The organism is Paraglaciecola psychrophila 170 (assembly GCF_000347635.1).
Taxonomy (GTDB): Bacteria; Pseudomonadota; Gammaproteobacteria; order Enterobacterales; family Alteromonadaceae; genus Paraglaciecola; species Paraglaciecola psychrophila.
In genome coordinates this window covers 2,322,521-2,341,683 of the sequence record NC_020514.1, presented here as the reverse complement: position 1 = coordinate 2,341,683, position 19,163 = coordinate 2,322,521, and the positions used below count along the sequence as shown (strand labels likewise).

Here is a 19,163-nt window from a genome sequence, read left to right as displayed (position 1 = left end):
CTACATATTGACATAGGTGGAGGTAAGTGGATACCCCTTATATATACAGCACTTGGGGAAGTCAATATGTCACCTTTTATAGAATCAATTCGAGCGGTTATTCGCACAAAACAGTACATTTGAAAACTGAAAAGTCTTATTTGTATTGGGCAAGGTACTTTATTCGTTTTCATCATTTAAAGCATCCAAATGAAATGGGCAATAAAGAGGTAGAGACATTTTTATCTCACCTTGCTGTTTCTAGAGGCGTTAGTGCGGCCACACAAAATCAAGCATTATGTGCGATTGTATTTATGTATAAACATGTATTGGATAGAGAGCTTAAAAATCTGAAGTTTGGTTATGCTAAAAAGCCTAGAAATCTACCTACTGTGTTAAATGCTGAAGAAGTGCAAAAAATATTAAAATGTATGTTGGGTAAGTATTGGCTGATAACAGCTATTTTATATGGTTGTGGTTTAAGGGTGCACGAGGCGTTGCGTCTACGTGTAAAAGACATTGATTTTATAAATCAATCCATTTTTGTATTTAGTGGAAAAGATAGGTATACATTGTTGCCACAATCGCTCGCTGATTCTATTAAAAATCAGATGGCTATTGCTAAGAAGTGCCATGATAAAGATATGTGCGAAGGTTTTGGTATGGCATCTCTTCCCCCTTCACTAATTAGAAAATGTGGTAATGCTGCTAAGCAAATGAGCTGGCAATTTTTGTTTCCGTCAAGTGTGCGTTGCACACACCCAATTGATGGTTACATTTGCCGTCATCATATACATGAAACTTCTTACGCCAAGTATTTAAGGCAAGCTGTATCTAAATCAGGTGTGATGAAACGGGTGACTGCACATACGTTTCGCCACTCATTTATAAAATACGTCCTTGCATTTTACCCTTCGGGCCATCCTGCGGATGTTCAAATTTAGCTCCAGACAAATTTGTGCAACCCGATTATTACAATCAGGGGCGGATATTCGGACAGTACAAGAATTATTGGGTCATGCTGATCTCAGAACCACAGAAATATATACGCATGTAGTGGGCAGTAGGCGAGCAGGCACAATAAGCCCTATTGATTTGCCTGACCAGCATCTTACTTTTAACAAAATAACAAGAAACAATTAACGAGTCATTCGTTATAATTCATTTAAAAATGATTAGCCATCACGCACTATCTACAATGGACGGTTTATTAAAGAGTTGATAAAAAAGTTAATAAAAATAACTATGGCGATTGCTACTACACAATACAAAGGTTTGGGTCTAAGAAATAAAAGAGCATCAATTTTCACCCCAACAACCGCCCAGCCAAACCACTTCCCCGCACACATTGCTGCCCCAAACTCACACTCAACGCTTTAGCTTCTGCAAATAACATAAACTGCTTCTTCGCCCGAGTTAGTCCCGTATAAATCAATTCTCGATTCAACCCTCGCCCTTGATTATTAACTGTAATAGGCGGCAAACATAAATAAACCGACTCAAATTCCGACCCTTGACTCTTATGGATCGTCATCGCATACAACGTCTCTAAACTAGGTAATCGGCTAGGTAGTAATCCGCGCAAGTCGCCCTCGGGCGTAACAAACCACACTTTAGTTAAAGCCGCATTGTCAGGGTCTGGCATCACTATGCCTACATCTCCATTAAACAACTTCAGTTGGTGATCATTTTTCGACAGCATGACGGGTCGGCCGATATAGAAATCTTTGGTGTTATCGATTAAGCCTTGTTTGTGTAGTTCGCTCTCAATCAGAGCATTTAACTGCGTAACACCCCAGTATCCACTTTTTTGTGCGCATAATACTTGTTGTTGATCCCAATATTTAAATGCTTGGCGTAGGTCACCTTGTTGAATGGCTTGGGTGTATTGTTGATAAATCGGCAACAGTTGAGTGATAAGTGTTTTTAATATTTCGTTTGCGACGGTTTGCGGTGTAGTTTGTATAGGTTGATGCCAGTTAATATCGGTGAATTGTTCATCATTTAATAAACTAATACTCTGGTTAACCTGCCCTACTTTAACTTGCTTGGCCAATTGGCCAATACCACTGTTTTCACCAAATCGATGGCTTTTAAGTAACCTCACCACGTTATCTTGAATAACACTACCTCGTATATCACTTCGCTTGGTTATTGAAGTGTTGGTTTCCAAATTGGGTATAGCCGTTGAAGTGGGTAAATAAATCAACTTAGTTAGGTGTTGCTGCATAGCATCGCTGTAAATCAATAAAGCATTGTTGGGGTTATCACCTTGTAAGTCACTGGCAGCGCAAATATCAGATAACACACTGCCTGTTTCTACTGAGGCGAGTTGGTCTTGATCGCCTAACAAGATGATCTTCGCATCTTTTGGCAATGCGGCGAATAGTTTTGCCATTAAAGGTAAGTCGACCATTGATGCTTCATCGAGCACCAGTACATCCAAATGTAATGGGTGAATGGCGTTGGCTCTGAAATGCGGGCTCTGTGGTTTAGCACCTAATAAACGATGAATGGTTTGGCATTGTTCCGGTAGGTTTGCTTGTAAAGCGTTTGGTAATTTTATTTTTGCTGCGCTGATAGATTCTGTGAGTCTAGCGGCGGCTTTGCCTGTTGGCGCGACCAATTGTATGTTGAGGACATTTCCCTTTCGAGCGGCAAGTCCTTGTAATAACGCTAACAACTTTGTGACTGTGGTGGTTTTACCTGTACCGGGACCACCTGTTATAAAACTGAGTTTTTGGCTGGCAGCGATACATACCGCTATTTTCTGCCAATCTAGAGTTTGCCCTTGTTCTGCATTATTATGTTCTTCATCAAACAAATCACTTAATAAAACTTTTGCAGCCGTTATATCCAAGTCGAGTGTTTTAGTCGCTTTTTCTCTGATTATAGCGGCTAATTGCGACTCATATTGCCAATATCGCTGCAAGTATAGTTTGCCATCTTGTAAGATAATGGGTTTTGCTGTTGGTTCATTTAAGCTAATACCCGTTGCAGACAAGCGTGCGAAAGTAACTGCGTTTTGAATATAACTGAGCATCGTGCTTAATTCTGGAAAACGGTATACACCTAAAAATGGTTGACCTAGTTTTTCTAAATCAATACAGCTGTGTTGTTCACCTGATTGGGCGCTCACGAAAGCTGACAGCATAGTTAGGCATTCTCTAGCTGACGTGTCTGAAGCATCTTGGGCCGACTCTTCACTGTAAATAAAGTCTGCAAATGCCATATCGATAGCACGTATTTTTGACATTTTAAGCAATTGCTCAAGACCGTCTTTTAAGGCTGAATTGTTTTGAACTTGCATCAACATAGGGGGTTTACCATAAGTCTAACTGTCCTTGTTGTTGCGGGTTTTTATTGGGCTCAGGTTTATCTTTGGGATCAGGGCTGCTTTTCGGCTCAGGACTGCTTTTCGGCTCAGGGCTGCTTTTCGGCTCAGGGCTGTTTTTTGTCTCAAGTTCTTTAAGAGGCTCAGGGCTGTTATTACCTTGTTCTGTTTTTGATGATGGTTTGCCGGAGAACAAATCGTCTAATGCTTCTATCATTGGTTTTTCAGGTAGCACAAAATACACACCGTTGCCGGGTTCTGTTTGACTCATGCCCCTTATAAATAAGTAATAAGCACCGCCTATATGGGTGTGATAATCATAGTTAGGTAGTTTGTATTTTAGCCAGCGATGCAAAGCCAAGGTATAGAGAATGGCTTGTAAGTGATAATCATGCCCTGTCATCGCTTGTTCCATAGCCGAATAGTGATAGCTGTCATAACTATCACCTAAGTGGTTGGATTTATAATCGGCGACATAAAACTTGCCTTCAAATTCAAACATTAAGTCGATAAAACCTTTGATCATGCCATTAAGTTGCTCAAACTGGTAGTCACGCTTATGTTGTTTGGAATACTGATTGATGATGCGATTGAAGTCGCTTACCTTGACTTCATGCAAAGGCATGTGAAATTCCATTTCCACTTTGACTTGTTTCGCAGATAACTTAGACAAACTGATACTGGGCGTTTGGGTGTTAGTTTCTGTTACTTGTTCAGCTTCTGCTTCGACATTAAAGGGTGCAAGCAATACATCTGTTAACCAGTTTTCTAAGCAGTCATGCCATTGTTCTCCAATACCAAACCAAATGGATTGTTGAGTGATCACCTCTGCCAACTGTTCTGGTTTCTGCAGATCTATATTTTCTAATATACCGTGTAAAAACGAACCTGCATTGGCGCCGCGCTCAAAACTAAAGGGGTTTTGCGCCAGCTCAGAATTTAATGATGATTGCTCAGTGAGTGCTTCATCCTGCGCTTGGTTTAACAATAGATTTAGCACTGGGTCTTGGCCTTCATCTTGCCCCGGTGCAGGCATATCCAAGTGTGCTTGCTGACTACTAATGGCTGAATAACTGGTTAAACGCCATGCCCTGCTAACTGGCCTTGTTAGATTTAAGGCTTTGAGTTTAGGTAGTTCGGCATCACTGTCTTGTGACACAAGCCCTTGAGGTGATTCGCTTTGCGCTTGAGTAAAGTGACGATATGACAAGTCACATTTAGCAGACAAGGCTTGAATGCGCTGACTGATATGTTGGTCGGTAATGGCTACTTTAGCATGCTCTTGTGTATGACTATCAGGCTGATCTTTAGCCGACATCAACAAACAACCCAAAGCAGATTGACCAAAGCCTGATACTTTTTTGCTTTTGCCTAAAGTGATATTCCACACACCAATAGAGCAATAATAAACGGCTCGGGTGACAGCCACATAAAACAAACGGATATCTTCGGCCAAACGCTCAAAATCTGCTTTTTGAAGATTTTGTTCTTGTATCAAAAAGTCGACTTCAAGCTGCTGTTCATCATTGTGATACAGAGCTTGTTGCGCTGTTTTATAACTGCTGGCGAAAGGGATGAACACTAACGGGAACTCCAACCCCTTAGATGAATGCAAGGTAATAATCTGTACTAAATTGGCGTCACTTTCTAGACGCATTTGTTGATTGTCGCTGTTGTGATCGGGCTCTAACAAACAGCTTTCAAACCAGTGAATAAGCTGTGCTTCGCCCACCAACTGTAAACTTTGTTGTTGTAATAACTCGGTTAAATGGCGTAAATCAGTCACGCGCCTTAAACCATCGGGTTGATGTTTAATCAAACCTTGTTCGACATTAAAGTGCTGTAGCACTTGGTTTATGGCGCGGATCAAACCTTGTTTTTGCCAGGTTTGATGCCAGTAAAAACGTTGTTCTAACACATCTTGCCAGCTTGATTCATCGTTAAATAAAGTATCTAGCTGCTGGGCGTTAAACGTAAACAACTCACTCATCAAGGCTGCTTTTAATAGTCTTTCATCTGTAGGTTGGCTAAGGGCTTTGAGTAATCTAAATACGTCGGCTGCAATCTGGGTAGAAAACACACTTTTACGAGCCAAAAACACACTGGCCACATTCACCGCTGACAAGGCATTTTTAATCACTTGCGCTTCATTACGATTACGCACTAAAACACAGCAATCTCCAGCAGTAATAGCCCGATTTTTGATCTGTGCTTGGTCTGTTTGGGCTAACTGCAACCAATGAGATATTTGATTGGCCGTGGATATGGCTAGCTGATTAGACGCATCGCTGGCTGAAATAGGTAAGTTTTCGCTGCTGCATAAATGTTGAAAGTCCAAACTTTCAACTACCTTACCCTGCACAGTTAACCCATCAAAATCTTGCCCTGCTTTTACGGGGTAAAAAGGAATACTTTGTTCAAATAGAAAACCTTTGCGGCTGGTTCCAAATAATTGGTTAATGCCATTGACGAGTTTCGGCGCTGAACGCCAATTAGTGGCTAGGGTAAAATGCCGCTTATTATTCACCCACTCTTTGGCTTTGATATAGGTAAAAATATCTGCGCCACGAAACGCATAAATAGCCTGTTTGGGATCACCAATCATGATCCAACAGGATGTTGACAGCCTTGAGCTACCCTTGGAATCAGCACCATGCTTAATCTCGGTACTCAGTTTGGAATTATTATCAAAACTATTCTCACCACTATTATTGTCAATATCCTCATCACTATTCTTGTCACTAAGCCCCAAATCAGGCTCTTGCTGAGAAGAGCCGTAAATGCCTTGGAATACTTCAAACTGAACTGGGTCGGTATCTTGAAATTCATCAATCAATGCCGCTGGGTACTTTTGGCGAATGGTGTTAGCCAACGTATTGTCATCTGTGCCAGCTTGTTGGCTTATAGCGCGTTGCAAACCCGTTAATAGGTCATCAGGCGATAACAAATGTAACATGTCTTTATGAGATTTAAGATTAGTCGACACCACCGACATCGCGTGTTGGCTAAACGCTAAGATTAAGTTTTGTTGGCAACGTAACAGCATACTTTGTAATTGTTCAAACTGGCTAAAATCTAAGTGGGATAAGTCCTCACTGCCTTTTTTAGCCGCCTTCGCTATTTGTTCAGGGGAGAAGAGCTGCCAACCCGTTTTGTCAAAATCTATTTGTAATAAGTCACTTTTACAAAATGCCTGCATATCTTGTAATGTGGGTAACTTGCCTAATTTAGCTCGACCATTCAGATTAGCCTTGCTAAGTTGTAGGCTAACGTCATTTGATAACCACCAACGTTTAAGCTTGGTTACCTGCTGGGCATATTGATCCACACTTTTGATAGCCGAATCAATATCTTTTGTTTGATGCGGCGTGGCATGCTGACTAAGCAAGCGACCAATCTCTTTAATCATGGCATCAGGTGTCGCCCAATGTTTTAGCAATAGCTGTAAGGTGTATTGTGGCAAAGTCACCACATGTTTACGCCAATAATCCTCAGCAGCTATTTTCAGCCATTCACTTTCATCTAATATGAAACTCTGCTCATACATAGCACCACTTTCAAAAGCGTGCTCGGTGAGTGCTTTGTGACAAAAGCCGTGAATGGTATACACCGCGGCCTCATCCATCTGTTTACTGGCTAAGGCTAAACGCTGGCAATCGAGTTCAACGTTGTCGCTTTGCTCAATAAGTTGCTGAATAAAAGTGTCTTTGCTGGTCCTAGCAAAAAAGTCTAAATAGGCTTTACGTAAACGCTGGCGAATACGCTCTTTTAATTCACCTGTGGCGGCATTGGTGAAGGTCACCACTAATATCTGCTCGACTCCCAAAGGTTCGCAGCCATGGCCAAGTAACAAACGAATATACAAATTAACGATGGTGTAGGTTTTGCCTGTGCCAGCACTGGCTTCAATTAACGAAGCGCCATACAAAGGGAAAGTGAACGTATCAAGAGGTTGCATGGCAGCCGATGGCGCGATGTCATTGGAATTAAGCGCCCCATCGAGAATTGGAGTAAAGCTCATTTTGCATCACCTAATTCAACAAGAGGTAAAAGTAACGCCTCTGCTATTTGGCTAAAAGGTTCAAAACGCTGGGTTAAGTCTGGGCAAACTCTCTGAATGTGGGCTTCGGTGCCCTCGCCTGCGGCAAAGTCATTGCCTTTAAATGTGCTCAAGGTTTTGTTTATGTCCTGACTCGTTGCCCATTGCCAAGCGGCTTCTGGGTAAAAATGGAGTATTTGTTCGCCACCTAGCTGCCAATGTTCAAGCCAAATAGCCAGTTGTTGTAGGGCTGTTTGTTTCTCAATCACAGGTAGTGAATACAATTTTTCAGTGCTGATAAAATATGCTTGATTGAGTCCAACCTTGGGTACATCAGCGCACAAACATAACCATTGTAAATACAAAGCAATACGATCTTTAGCCCTAAGTTTTCCTGCGCGCCAGAGTATTAAGTTTTGTGCATACAGGCTGTCAACACGCCCAACTAGAACCACATTATTAACCAACAACTCAATATCAACACTTTGCGCTGGAGTGAGCGATGTATTGAGTTCATTAATTTGTTCGGCTAGTTGCGTGCTTTGTTTCACTAATGGTCTAAGCGCCAATTCTCCGCTTTGCCCTGCGGGCAACTTGCCTTCTGCTCTGAGTTCGTTCAATAAGCTAATGATAGTAGTGGGTTGTTCTATCTCTTGGTTTGCTAAAGTAGCTTTTTCTTCACTTTCTTTACTCTTTGCACTATTTACCCTTTCTACACTATCTTCGTTGATAACCAGCTCAGAAGTGTCTTTAAGGCTCGTAGCAAGAGAATGCTGCACTAATCTTTCGTTTAATTTATATCTATCTAAACCATCAAATGAGAAAGGTTCTTCATCACTACTTTGCTGCCCTAATGGATAAAAACGGGTTTGCCATCGCTGGATAAAAAATGCTTTAGCAGGGTTTTGGAAAAACTGGATCATAGCCTCAAGCTCAAGTTGAGGAGATTGCTCTAAGGACTGAGTCAACGGCTCAGCATTAAACATCAACGCTTGTGAGGGTTGTTGCAACTGCTCGGCAATGGCTTGTTGTTTTTTGTTAAAGCTTAAATAAGACTCAGGTTTGTTGTGAGCTTGGGCGTCCTCGCCATTAACTTTACCCTTAACCTTAAAATAAGCCTGATTAAAAGGCTGTAATTTATGTTTAATCGTTAAATGGGCCAGCAGGTTTTTTTCGGTTTGCTCGACGTCTAAACCTAACTCACCTGACAAACAAAACCCTTGTTGGCAATATTCCATTAACTCACTGAGCAAAATAGAGGGTGCTAAAGGGCTATTGTCTTTTTGGCTAAAACCTTGATAACTAAAATACAGTTGCTCTCTGGCCGACAACACAGCTTCTAAAAACAAGTATCGGTCGTCTAACCTGCGTGACCTGTCACCACGTTTAGCAGGAGCCAAACGCATCAGGTCAAACCCCATAGGCACACTTTGACGAGGATAATCGCTGTCGTTCATGCCTAACAAACACACCATTTTAAAAGGGATACTACGCATAGGCATTAATGTACAAAAATTCACATAACCCGCTAAAAATCGCTGGCCTACCCCATTTTCCTGAATATTTTGCTGTAGCTCACTGACAAACACATCTTGATCAATCTGTTGTGTATATTGATGACTGTGGACTAACATTTTTTCGAGGGTTTCTCGAAGGATAAGCATGTCGGCTTGTTCTGTTTCATCGGCATCATACAACTCAGCTAGCAATTCAAGGGCTTGCTCAACTTTCTGCTGTATATTCTGTTGATTCTGTTGATTGCTTTGTTGATTTTGGCAAAATGCCAATACCTTTAATAGTGCACTAGTAAACTGATAACACTTACCTAAAGCCACGGCTTGCTGGCCTTCAATATCAGCATAAGCCGAAATTAAGTCTTGATCACCTTGGTACAACTCGGTGCTTGCCATCGCATAACCGGCTAACAATCGCTGTAAACCAAACACCCATGTGTTTTGTTTTTCTGCCGGTAAATCCCAGCGCTGTTTATCATGGTCGTTCCAGCCCCAGCGCACACCCGCATCGGTTAACCAATGTTGTAATAGTTCAAATTCTTGTGGGTCGATAGCAAATTTGCGCTGCACCGCGGGTACTTCAAGTAATGACAATACTTCAGATAACGTTAAGCGGCTTTGATGCAATTTCATCAATTGTAAAAAGCTGCTCAATAATGGTGATACCTGACCCACATTGCGATCAGATATGGCATAAGGAATAGCTAAATGATGTTCTACAGCACCAAACACCCCTTCGATAAAAGGCGCATAAGTGGCAACGTCGGGCATCATCACAATCACATCACCGGGATGCCAATCGGGGTTGTCATTAAAACGCATGAGCAATTGGTCGTGCAAAATTTCAAGCTCACGTACTTTGGAGTGACATGCATGGATTTGTAAAGAACTGTCTGTTGGCGTAATTTCAACTTTAGGATACTCTTTACCGTTGGATAATAACTCGCTGGCGTCTAGTTCATCTGCTGTCGCTCTAAACTGTAATTGATTCACATCTGATTGAATATGCTGCAGCAGACACTCTGGATGGATATCAACAAAGTAGTCTTGTTGCTGCAATTCAAAGCTCAGCAACATATCTTGGTAATCTCGACCTAACTTGCCCCAAGAAGCCAACAGTGGATTGCCTATATCTAAAAACTCGACTCCGGCCAGTTCTGAATTGTCTATCGCTTTAAGTTGGGCTTTAGCCTGGGTTTTTTTATCCACTATATCGCCCCAATAATGCTGACTAGGATTAAACCAAAATATCAACACATCCCGTGTTTCAGCCAAAGCACTGAGTACTTCTAGTTGTTGCATTGGCATGGCTGAAATACCAAAAACCATGAGAGGTTTTTCCGCTTCAGCCGTGCTTTTTTGATTAACTGGATTATGTAAGGCTTCAAGCAAAGTGTGATGTAAATTGGCTCTATGAAAAGGTGACTCACCCAAATCTTTGCTATTGGTTACCAAAGCGCGCCATAAAATGGGCTGCCATGGATGAGACTCACAAATACTTAAATCATTCGTATCAGGAAGGTCATTATGGCCAGCTTCCCAATGTATGATCCAGTCGGGTCGGTAAACCAAATATTGGTCATACACATCCGCAATTTTACCGGATAATTGATATAACTTTAGAGGTTGTGAATCCTTTAAATACTGTTCTATTGCCGCAAACTCAGGTTGCTCAAGCATAGTGGGCAATATCGACATCAGTTTCCATGTCATATTTGGCTTGGTAAAGGCTGATTGTTCAGGTAAGTGTTGGATATGTTGTTGGTACAACTGCCAAATAAAACTTGATGGCAGCGGAAAGTCGATATTCGCCGCAATACCCAGTTTTTCAGCTATTTGGATTTTTAACCACTGCGACATACCCGGGCTCTGCACCAATATTTGGTCTGACTCAAATACAGATGTACCGTGCCCTAGCGGCCCGCACCCTGCAGTTTCTTGCAAACAACTGATTAAACTATCTGCTAAGCATTCCATTTTGTTTGACTGAACCAGATACAGCATAAATAAAGTATGTTTCTTGAGGCTAAGGATGTAGAGTTTTAGTTTATCAAAGTCTTTAATTTTAAAATTATTTTTTAACAGATATTTATTGAACAAGTGAAAAGATGAAAGGTTGAAAGGATGAAAAAATCTAAATACGTAAAACACTTAGCTAAGTTACAAATTGAACTGGCCCATTTGCAAGAATCAGTGCAAAAAACGGGTCAGAAAGTGGTAGTGCTTTTTGAAGGCAGAGATGCCGCAGGTAAAGGCGGTGCAATCAAAACAATCACCGCTAAGCTCAATCCCAGAGTTGTGCGTATTGTAGCCTTAACTAAACCTACCGAAGAAGAAACCACCCAGTGTTACTTTTAGCCATACGTTGCTCACCTGTTCTGGTCAACCCCAACCGGACACTTTTCTAAAGGAGTTTTCAAATTCAATTGGCGATTGATCCAAATTGGCTGAATGCAGTCGCTCAACATTGTAATATTTCATGTACCTAGTCACATCTTCTCGCATATGTCATCAAGTTGGCTGCGGTACTTTAAACAACCAATAATGCTTTATACTTCCAAAGAAACGCTCCACAACAGCATTATCCCAGCAAGCTCCAACGTCACCCACGCTGGGCTCGACAACCTAATCGCGACAGCAAGTTTCTAAAGCCTGTACTCGTGTACTGAGAGACTCTATCACTGTGAAATACCACACCTTTTGCCGGTTTACGTAAGTTATGAGCCTTTACCAGCAATTGCTCGACCAAATCACGCGTCATGCGTTTTGATATATGCCAACCAACAATACGGAGTGAGTACAAATCCATGACAATTGCTAATTAATCTGAATCCTGTTTAAGAAATTGAACTAAATGCCTGTTCCAAGATCCGATCTTTCGACTAAAAGAGATGAATCTAAAAAGTGAACAGGCATGAGTAAATTAGTTGAGTTGTTTTGTGATGTCGATGATTTTTGCAAAGTATTTATTCCTCAATGGCGTAAACAACTGCTCGAAGACGCAACGCGAAAACGTCAAAGAGAAGTGGCAAATGACCACATATGAAATCATGACGATTGTCGTCAGTTTTCATATGTCACATTACCGTGATTTCAAAAACTACTCTCTTGAGTATGTATCTCTTGTGTACAAGAATGCGTTTCCAAATTTATTGAGTTACACACAATTTATAGCGGTCATGCCTAGAGTTATTGTGCCCATGTGTGCCTACTTTACATCACTTAAAGGAAAGCCCTCAGGACTCGAATTCATTGACTCTACGAGCATCAATGTGTGCCATAATATTCGAATACCTAGACATAAAACCTTCAACGGTATCGCTCAACGAGGTAAAGGTACTATGGGTTGGTTTTATGGTTTCAAGCTCCACTTAGTCGTCAATCATCACGGTGAAATTGTTGCTGCAAAAGTCACAACCGGCAATGTGCATGACACTCAACCCGTGCGTGAATTAGCAGAATGTTTAACTGATAAATTGTATGGAGACAAAGGCTATTTGAGTAAAGCTTTGGAAGCAGATTTATTAGACAAAGGTGTAAGTCTCATCACAACCGTTCGCAAAAATATGAATGCAAAAGCTATATCGTTGTGGGATAGGGCCATGCTTTCAAGGCGCTATATAACTTGAACAATAAACGACCAAATTAAGAATATTTCTTACATCGAACACTCAAGGTATCGGAGTATGAATGGCTTTATGCTGAATTCATCCCGCGGAATGGGCCCATTATGGCTTAAAAGAAAATAAGCCAAGCCTGAATTTAACTGAAGTAGAGCTGAACTCTATGATTATCGCTTAAGCAGATCTCAGGTTAATTAGATTTATTAAATCAATATTTGCCCGCTCAGTTCCAAGGTCATCTAACCAAATACTTACTTTAGGATATTTTATGTTATCACTTAATCGATCTTCAATTTGAATTGTTGAATGTAAAGGACTGGTTTCTATTAGTTCTAAAATGAACTTAACATCTACAAATTCTGATATAAGCATTTAACGTAATGTACCTTAAGAAATCAAAACTTGTGCTAAGTGAAATTGCTGACGTAGTTTGTCTTGTTAAAAAGCTCAGTACATGACGATAAATCGTATAAAAATCTTGTTGATTTAACTCACTAAAAAACTTGTGGGGCAAATCTGTTTGATTTGCCTTTATTAATAACGCACAACATTTCATAAATGCAGTTTTTTTGATGTGCGGTCAGTTATTAACTCAACTCTCGGTTACACAGTAAACTGATAATCTTTATGAGTGACAGATATTGATGGAATATGAATCACTTAAAAAGTCCTTTTTTATTGACCAACTGATATCCCTTACCATGAATTGTGATTATTTCCAGATCTGTTATATTTTTCAGTAAACTTCTCAACTCAGATATGGCTACAGTTACATTATTATTAACTTTATTGCTTATTCCCCATCCATATGCCAACAAAAAATTCCTACTGACGACTCTACCCTCATGCTTATGAAAAGCACAAAGGATCCTGAACATGGGATCTGATATTCGGTATGTAGTTCCAGCTACTGACAAGACATACCTCTTAATAAAAACATTCGTGTCAAAATAAATTGCATGAAATTGTTTTGGGCATGTAACACATTGTGCATTACATAAACCCAAGCTAGGAATTTGATATTTGCTTACTTGCTGTCCTTGAACACTTTTATGGGATTCTACCCGTATACTAGAAATCAAGATTTTGACCTCGAACTGCTGTGCTTTTATATGTTCTCATTACACCTTCTTGACACAACACACACATTTAGGTATGCTTGTGCACATTCATAAAAACCGTTATGACATTAATTTTGACACGCATTATACTTCTATTTATATTCTGCTCAATAAATATAAAAAATATAAAAAATATAAAAAATATAAGAGAGGTAATCCTTTAAACCGTTAACATTTCTATAAATGACAAATTTATAGAATGGCGGAGTTATATTTTGTGTCCTTTTTGACCGAGCAGTATTTCCCCTCTAATTTGATATCCCCATCCGCTCGCACAATTTAAGCGGATGGGCTTAAATTAGGTTCATTAGACCATACATGAGCTAGTCCATGTTCTTCGCTTAATACTCAGCATATATTTGACTTTCATTCTCTTTAAACTACACGCTCAACGCCTAGTGCTTACTGTTTTTTAAAATCGATATTAAATCAACAGATTTTAATTTTAAAGTCGTGTTAATCTTATATAAATAACCAAAAGAACGCCAAAAGAGGAAGCACATAATCTTTAATTTGTCATAAAGCCTAATAAAGCTGCACGTCCTTAAAGTTGATACTTCGGTGATTGTTCTGGTCAACTCCAACCGGACACTTTTCTAAAGGAGTTTTTAAATTCAATTGACGATTGATCCAAATTGGCTGAATGCAGTCGCTCAACATTGTAATATTTCATGTACCTAGTCACATCTTCTCGCATATGTCATCAAGTTGGCTGCGGTACTTTAAACAACCAATCATGCTTTATACTTCCAAAGAAACGCTCCACAACATCATTATCCCAGCAAGCTCCAACGTCACCCATGCTGGGCTCGACAACCTAATCGCGACAGCAAGTTTCTAAAGCCTGTACTCGTATACTGAGAGCCTCTATCACTGTGTTTTCGCTTGGTTGTCACTTTATAAACTATTCTCCGAGTCACAACTAATTTAAGCCGCTCCATTAGCTTAATGGCGCGATAACGTGTTATCTCAAAGCCTTCTTTGCGTAGTGCTTTAGCAAGCTCTGCGCTGCCTCAACTGTTTCGACTCGCCTTGAATAATATTTTTGCTCGTCGATACAGTCTAAGTGTTTGAGCGACTATGAGTTCACCCGGTCTTTTTAGCCATACGTAGTATGCTGACGAACTCACTTCCATCACTTTACAAGCAACTGACACAGGATATTTAGCATCAAGCTCACTTATAAAAGAATATCTTACTTCATTTCTTTCGCGAAGAAGGCACTTGCCTTTTTTAGGATTTTACGCTTCATGTGTAGACGTTTATTATCCTTCCTGAGCTGAATTAACTCTGCCCGTTCATCACCAGACAACACATCACCTTGTGCTTGTTTCTTATGTTTGGCTGCCCAGTTGTAAAGTAGTTTGTCTGTCACGCCCAAAGATGCAGCTGCTTGCACGATTGAGTAATCTTGCTCAATTACCAGAGCAACCGCTTCTTACTTAAATTCTGCTGGATAATGCTTGTTTGTTCGTTTAGTCATATTCACCTCAATTAACAGGATTATAATCCTTTATTGAAGTGTCCGGCTAATTCAACCACAACACGTCAGCGCATACTTTAACGCAGTATAAAATATAAAAAGAAAAGCTTAACGAGATTGACTCAACAACTCCCACTTAACACTATCCCCCGCAAACGCCACCTCAACCCCATTCAACTGTATCTGAGCAAGCTGCTTAGCAGACAACCCCACAACCTCCCTAGCTAACCTGTACTCATCAGCAATCTCAATGCCCGACACACCGGGATCGTCGGTATTCAACGTCACCACAATGCCCCTTTCGATGAAGGTTTTAATCGGGTGATGGGCAATATCAGTAAAAGCACCGGTTTGAAAGTTGGAAGTCAAACAGCACTCTATGCTGATGTCATTTTTCGCCATAAAATCCATTAAATGAGGATCTTTTCGTGCCGCCACACTATGGCCAATCCGCGTTGCGCCTAACTCATCAATTGCTTGCCAAATACTGTGTGGTCCGTCGGCTTCACCAGCGTGCACAGTAATGTTCCAGCCGGCATCTCTGGCTAATTTAAAATGTTGTTTAAACCTGATAGCAGGAAAGCCTTTTTCATCACCTGCCAAATCTAGCGCCACTATATCGTCTTTGGCTCTGAGCAATGCCCAAAGCTCTTGATAACAAGTTGCTTCACCGTAACTGCGACTTAATATGCCAATGAGATTAACGGGTACACCAAATTTTTTACTGCCTGCTTTGCAGCCAGCGACAACAGCATCAACCACTTGCTCAATGGGAAGATTATGGGCCTGTGCCATAAAAACTGGCGAAAAGCGTAATTCTACATAAGTGAGACCTGCCCGCTTAGCATCTTCGACATTTTCATATGCCACTCTATAACAAGCTTGCTCTGAGGCTAACACTGAGACACCCAGTTCCATTTGCTGCAAAAAAGCCAAAAGGTCGGTCGTTTTAAATTGGACTTGCGTCGCTTGAATAAGCTCTTCTAAGTTTTGCTGCTGCAGTGGGATAGAAAATTCTTGAGCAAGCTGCCAAATGGTTGACGGCCGAATATTACCATCGAGGTGTCGATGCAAATCAGTTAGAGGCAAGCTAGTAGTTATCACAGCTAATTACTAAGGGGTATCCAAATTTTTCAAGAGCAACACAGCTTGAGTGCGGGTATTAACATTGAGTTTTCTGAAAACAGCACTGATATGTGCTTTGACAGTAGCCTCGGTAATATTCAAATCAAAGGCGATTTGTTTGTTAAGTAGACCATTTTGCAATAATTTTAATACTTGGAATTGTTTGGGTGTCAATTCACCTACAAGCTTAGCAATATTAATCACTGGAGCATCATCTTCAATAGAAGTTTCCATGCCCTCTGGTAACCAATTATTGCCGTCCATTATTTGTTTCAATGCATCTGCTATAGTCTGAGTGGGAGCCGCTTTTGGGATAAATCCCTTAGCACCTAGGCTCATGACTTTAGATACCACTTCAACTGAATCACTTGCTGAGACGACAGCCACAGGAACATGAGGAAAATCTTGAGAGACTCTGATTAAACCATAAAAGTTATCACAACCCGGCATATTTAAATCTAATAGTACTAGATCAAAATCTGAATTTTGCTGTAGCGCCTCTAATGTCGAAACTAAACCATCAGATTGAATGATCTCGACGTTCTCAAATAATGGCCGCAGTGCCGATTTCAATGCTTCTCTGTAAAGAGGATGATCATCTGCTATTAAAAACTTCGCCACTGAACTCAGCCCGTTTAAATTATTATTACTCTTCCAGTAAGGACTAATACCTTGGTCTTAACTGGTCTTTAATCAGAGACTAATACTTTAGTCTCTGATTATGAAGGCATAATTTACATTTATGACCTAATTCACAAGTTCAATTGGTTTTTTCTAAAAAATCGTATGTTTATTAAGCTACTTCAAACTCAAACAGTAGCTCGTAAGTGGCTATGAATGGAAATTGCTTGAATTAGATTGCACAGGTAGAATTACGCGTTATTTTTATTTAGGTCATCACGCCATCATGCAAGACGTTAAAGACACCATTTATTCTCAGCCGCAACAAGTTAGTGAATTTCGATTTGATCAATCGGTGGCAGAAGTATTTCCTGATATGATCCAACGTTCTGTGCCTGGATACAGCACGATAGTTGATACCATAGGTCAAATTTGCGCTCGCTACGCGCAACCTGACAGTAATATATACGACTTAGGGTGTTCATTAGGGGCTGCGAGTTTAGCTGCTAGCAAATATATACAAAGCGATAACTGCCAAATTCTAGCGATTGATAACTCTCCTGCCATGGCTCAGCGTTGTGAGTTACATGTACAGGCTTTTAAAGCGGCCACACCAATAAGTGTAATTTGTGATGATATCCAAAACATTGATATTAAAAATGCATCTTGTGTAGTTATGAATTTTACCTTGCAATTCATCCCGCCAGAGCAACGCATCGATATTATGCATAAAATATATGCCGGATTAAATCCTGGTGGTGTTTTATTGTTATCTGAAAAGATAAGTCATGATACTGAACAAGGTAATGATTTGGTCATTGACCTGCACCACGAATTTAAACGCAGAAACGGTTATAGCGAATTAGAAATAAGCCAAAAACGCACAGCATTAGAAGACGTCATGCGCACCGAGACCTTTGAGCAACACAAAGACAGATTAACACTAGTGGGTTTTACAGATATTGTACGCTGGTTTACCTGTTTTAATTTTGCGTCCATGGTGGTAATTAAGGGCTAAAAATATTCGGTTTCAGTTGCATCGCGATTCGAGATAAAAGATAAAAGATAAAATTGATTTACCACAGAAGAAAACGGGCGCTAACGCTTCATAGAGCAAAGTTTTATACACTTTTATGCTCCGTGACCTTTTTTACCAGTGGTTTACATTCTTTTGCTCTTATCTTTTTAGTAGGTCGCAATGCGTGACTTAAAATATTTTCATATCAGTTTACTGTCAATAAAAAGTGGCATCATTTGTTATAAATGAAATCCTTTATTGGCTTTTTATATTTTGCTTTAAGCTAAAATCTCGCAGCTCTAAGCTGCGGTTATTCATTAGGAGGCCACTTGGCTGTTAATTGGTTCAATGATTTTTACAAACACATTGCTGACTCACCTTTAAGTCATTGGTTGGAAGTGTTACCGGCTCAAATTGCGACTTGGCAAAAAGAACAGTTACATGGTGATTTTACAAAATGGGTAAAGTTGCTTCACAAGTTACCTACCACTGAACCATCATCAATTGAACTTAAAGACACGGTCAAATTTGGTGTTTCAAGTGATATCAGTGAATACACGCAAAAACAGATAATAGGATTGCTTAAGCAATTTACGCCTTGGCGCAAAGGGCCTTTTCATCTGCATGGTATTCATGTCGATACTGAGTGGCGTTCCGACTGGAAATGGAACCGAGTGCAACCTCACATACATTCTCTTAAAGATCGTTATGTTCTAGATGTAGGCTGTGGCAGTGGTTATCATATGTGGCGCATGTTAGGTGAACACGCAAAAATGGTAGTGGGTGCGGATCCATCGCAACTTTTTTTAATGCAATTCCAAGCGATTAAACACTTTAATCCTGATCCACGGATTCACTTATTACCGATAGGTGTGGAACAATTACCTGAACTCAAAGCGTTTGACACAGTGTTTTCAATGGGCGTGTTATATCACAGACGCAGCCCCATAGACTTTTTATACCAGTTAAAAAATCAATTGCGTAAAGGCGGAGAACTAGTACTTGAAACCTTAGTAGTAGAAGGCGATGAGCAAACAGTATTCATGCCCGGTGAGCGTTATGCACAAATGCGTAATGTGTGGTATTTGCCCAGTACTGCCGCTTTAACCCTATGGCTGCGAAGAGTCGGTTTTAAAAATATTCGCGTGGTGGATGTGGCATCCACCGCTCTACAAGAACAAAGGACAACAGAGTGGATGGATAGTCAATCATTAGTAGACTTTCTTGACCCGAACGATCACAGTAAAACCATTGAGGGTTACCCTGCCCCGCTTAGAGCCGTTTTAGTCGCTGAATGTTAATTCGT

11 protein-coding genes and 3 pseudogenes are annotated in these 19,163 nt (G+C 40.5%); 6 read left to right on the top strand and 8 right to left on the bottom strand.

The features are described from left to right. The first annotated feature begins 26 nt into the window (after positions 1 to 26). Together C427_RS10210 and C427_RS28815 are read left to right on the top strand one after the other, a co-directional pair. The gene (locus C427_RS10210) at positions 27 to 923 is read left to right on the top strand and encodes an integron integrase (RefSeq protein ID WP_007636379.1); all 897 of its coding nucleotides are present in this window, start codon (positions 27 to 29) and stop codon (positions 921 to 923) included. Then, positions 910 to 1,122 carry a tyrosine-type recombinase/integrase gene (locus C427_RS28815; protein WP_034898871.1) on the top strand — a complete coding sequence of 71 codons (213 nt, stop codon included), beginning with the start codon at positions 910 to 912 and terminating at the stop codon, positions 1,120 to 1,122. Before C427_RS10210 ends, C427_RS28815 begins: the two co-directional genes overlap by 14 nt. 163 nt (positions 1,123 to 1,285) lie before the next feature. On the opposite strand, the gene recD is transcribed toward C427_RS28815, so the two are convergent. From recD to recC, 3 genes are read right to left on the bottom strand one after another with little or no spacing between them, the layout of a single operon-like run. Beyond that, a complete protein-coding gene (gene recD, locus C427_RS10200; protein WP_007636381.1) occupies positions 1,286 to 3,295 on the bottom strand; it encodes an exodeoxyribonuclease V subunit alpha in 2,010 nt (669 codons plus the stop codon). Positions 3,296 to 3,302: 7 nt separating this feature from the next. Continuing rightward, positions 3,303 to 7,334 carry a UvrD-helicase domain-containing protein gene (locus C427_RS10195; RefSeq protein WP_007636382.1) on the bottom strand — a complete coding sequence of 1,344 codons (4,032 nt, stop codon included), beginning with the start codon at positions 7,332 to 7,334 and terminating at the stop codon, positions 3,303 to 3,305. Further along, entirely contained in the window at positions 7,331 to 10,870 is a 3,540-nt protein-coding gene (gene recC, locus C427_RS10190; protein WP_034898875.1) for an exodeoxyribonuclease V subunit gamma, read from the bottom strand. Before recC ends, C427_RS10195 begins: the two co-directional genes overlap by 4 nt. Positions 10,871 to 10,990: 120 nt before the next feature. Here recC and C427_RS10185 point away from each other — a divergent pair, with 120 nt between their 5' ends. Next, a complete protein-coding gene (locus C427_RS10185) occupies positions 10,991 to 11,224 on the top strand; it encodes a polyphosphate kinase 2 family protein (RefSeq protein ID WP_007636385.1) in 234 nt (77 codons plus the stop codon). Positions 11,225 to 11,248: 24 nt separating this feature from the next. On the opposite strand, the pseudogene C427_RS24865 reads toward C427_RS10185, so the two are convergent. After that, positions 11,249 to 11,687, bottom strand: a pseudogene (locus tag C427_RS24865) (transposase); the annotation flags it as partial. A gap of 93 nt (positions 11,688 to 11,780) precedes the next feature. Here C427_RS24865 and C427_RS10175 point away from each other — a divergent pair. Beyond that, positions 11,781 to 12,667, top strand: a pseudogene (locus C427_RS10175) (IS982 family transposase). A gap of 478 nt (positions 12,668 to 13,145) precedes the next feature. On the opposite strand, the gene C427_RS25515 reads toward C427_RS10175, so the two are convergent. From C427_RS25515 to C427_RS10150, 4 genes and pseudogenes are all read right to left on the bottom strand, one after another. Beyond that, positions 13,146 to 13,406 (bottom strand): winged helix-turn-helix domain-containing protein, encoded by a 261-nt coding sequence (locus C427_RS25515; protein ID WP_226991092.1) that lies wholly within the window; start codon positions 13,404 to 13,406, stop codon positions 13,146 to 13,148. 778 nt (positions 13,407 to 14,184) lie between these two features. Continuing rightward, a pseudogene (locus tag C427_RS24860) lies at positions 14,185 to 15,036 on the bottom strand (integrase core domain-containing protein). A 165-nt stretch (positions 15,037 to 15,201) separates the two neighbouring features. After that, entirely contained in the window at positions 15,202 to 16,197 is a 996-nt protein-coding gene (gene add, locus C427_RS10155; RefSeq protein ID WP_034898882.1) for an adenosine deaminase, read from the bottom strand. A 9-nt stretch (positions 16,198 to 16,206) separates the two neighbouring features. Then, positions 16,207 to 16,839 (bottom strand): response regulator transcription factor, encoded by a 633-nt coding sequence (locus C427_RS10150; RefSeq protein WP_007636398.1) that lies wholly within the window; start codon positions 16,837 to 16,839, stop codon positions 16,207 to 16,209. Positions 16,840 to 17,125: 286 nt separating this feature from the next. On the opposite strand from C427_RS10150, the gene cmoA reads away from it, so the two are divergent. Then, positions 17,126 to 17,857 (top strand): carboxy-S-adenosyl-L-methionine synthase CmoA, encoded by a 732-nt coding sequence (gene cmoA, locus C427_RS10145; RefSeq protein ID WP_007636400.1) that lies wholly within the window; start codon positions 17,126 to 17,128, stop codon positions 17,855 to 17,857. A 329-nt stretch (positions 17,858 to 18,186) separates the two neighbouring features. After that, positions 18,187 to 19,158, top strand: coding sequence for a tRNA 5-methoxyuridine(34)/uridine 5-oxyacetic acid(34) synthase CmoB (cmoB, locus tag C427_RS10140; RefSeq protein WP_007636402.1), 972 nt, complete (start codon positions 18,187 to 18,189; stop codon positions 19,156 to 19,158). Positions 19,159 to 19,163: the final 5 nt, after the last annotated feature.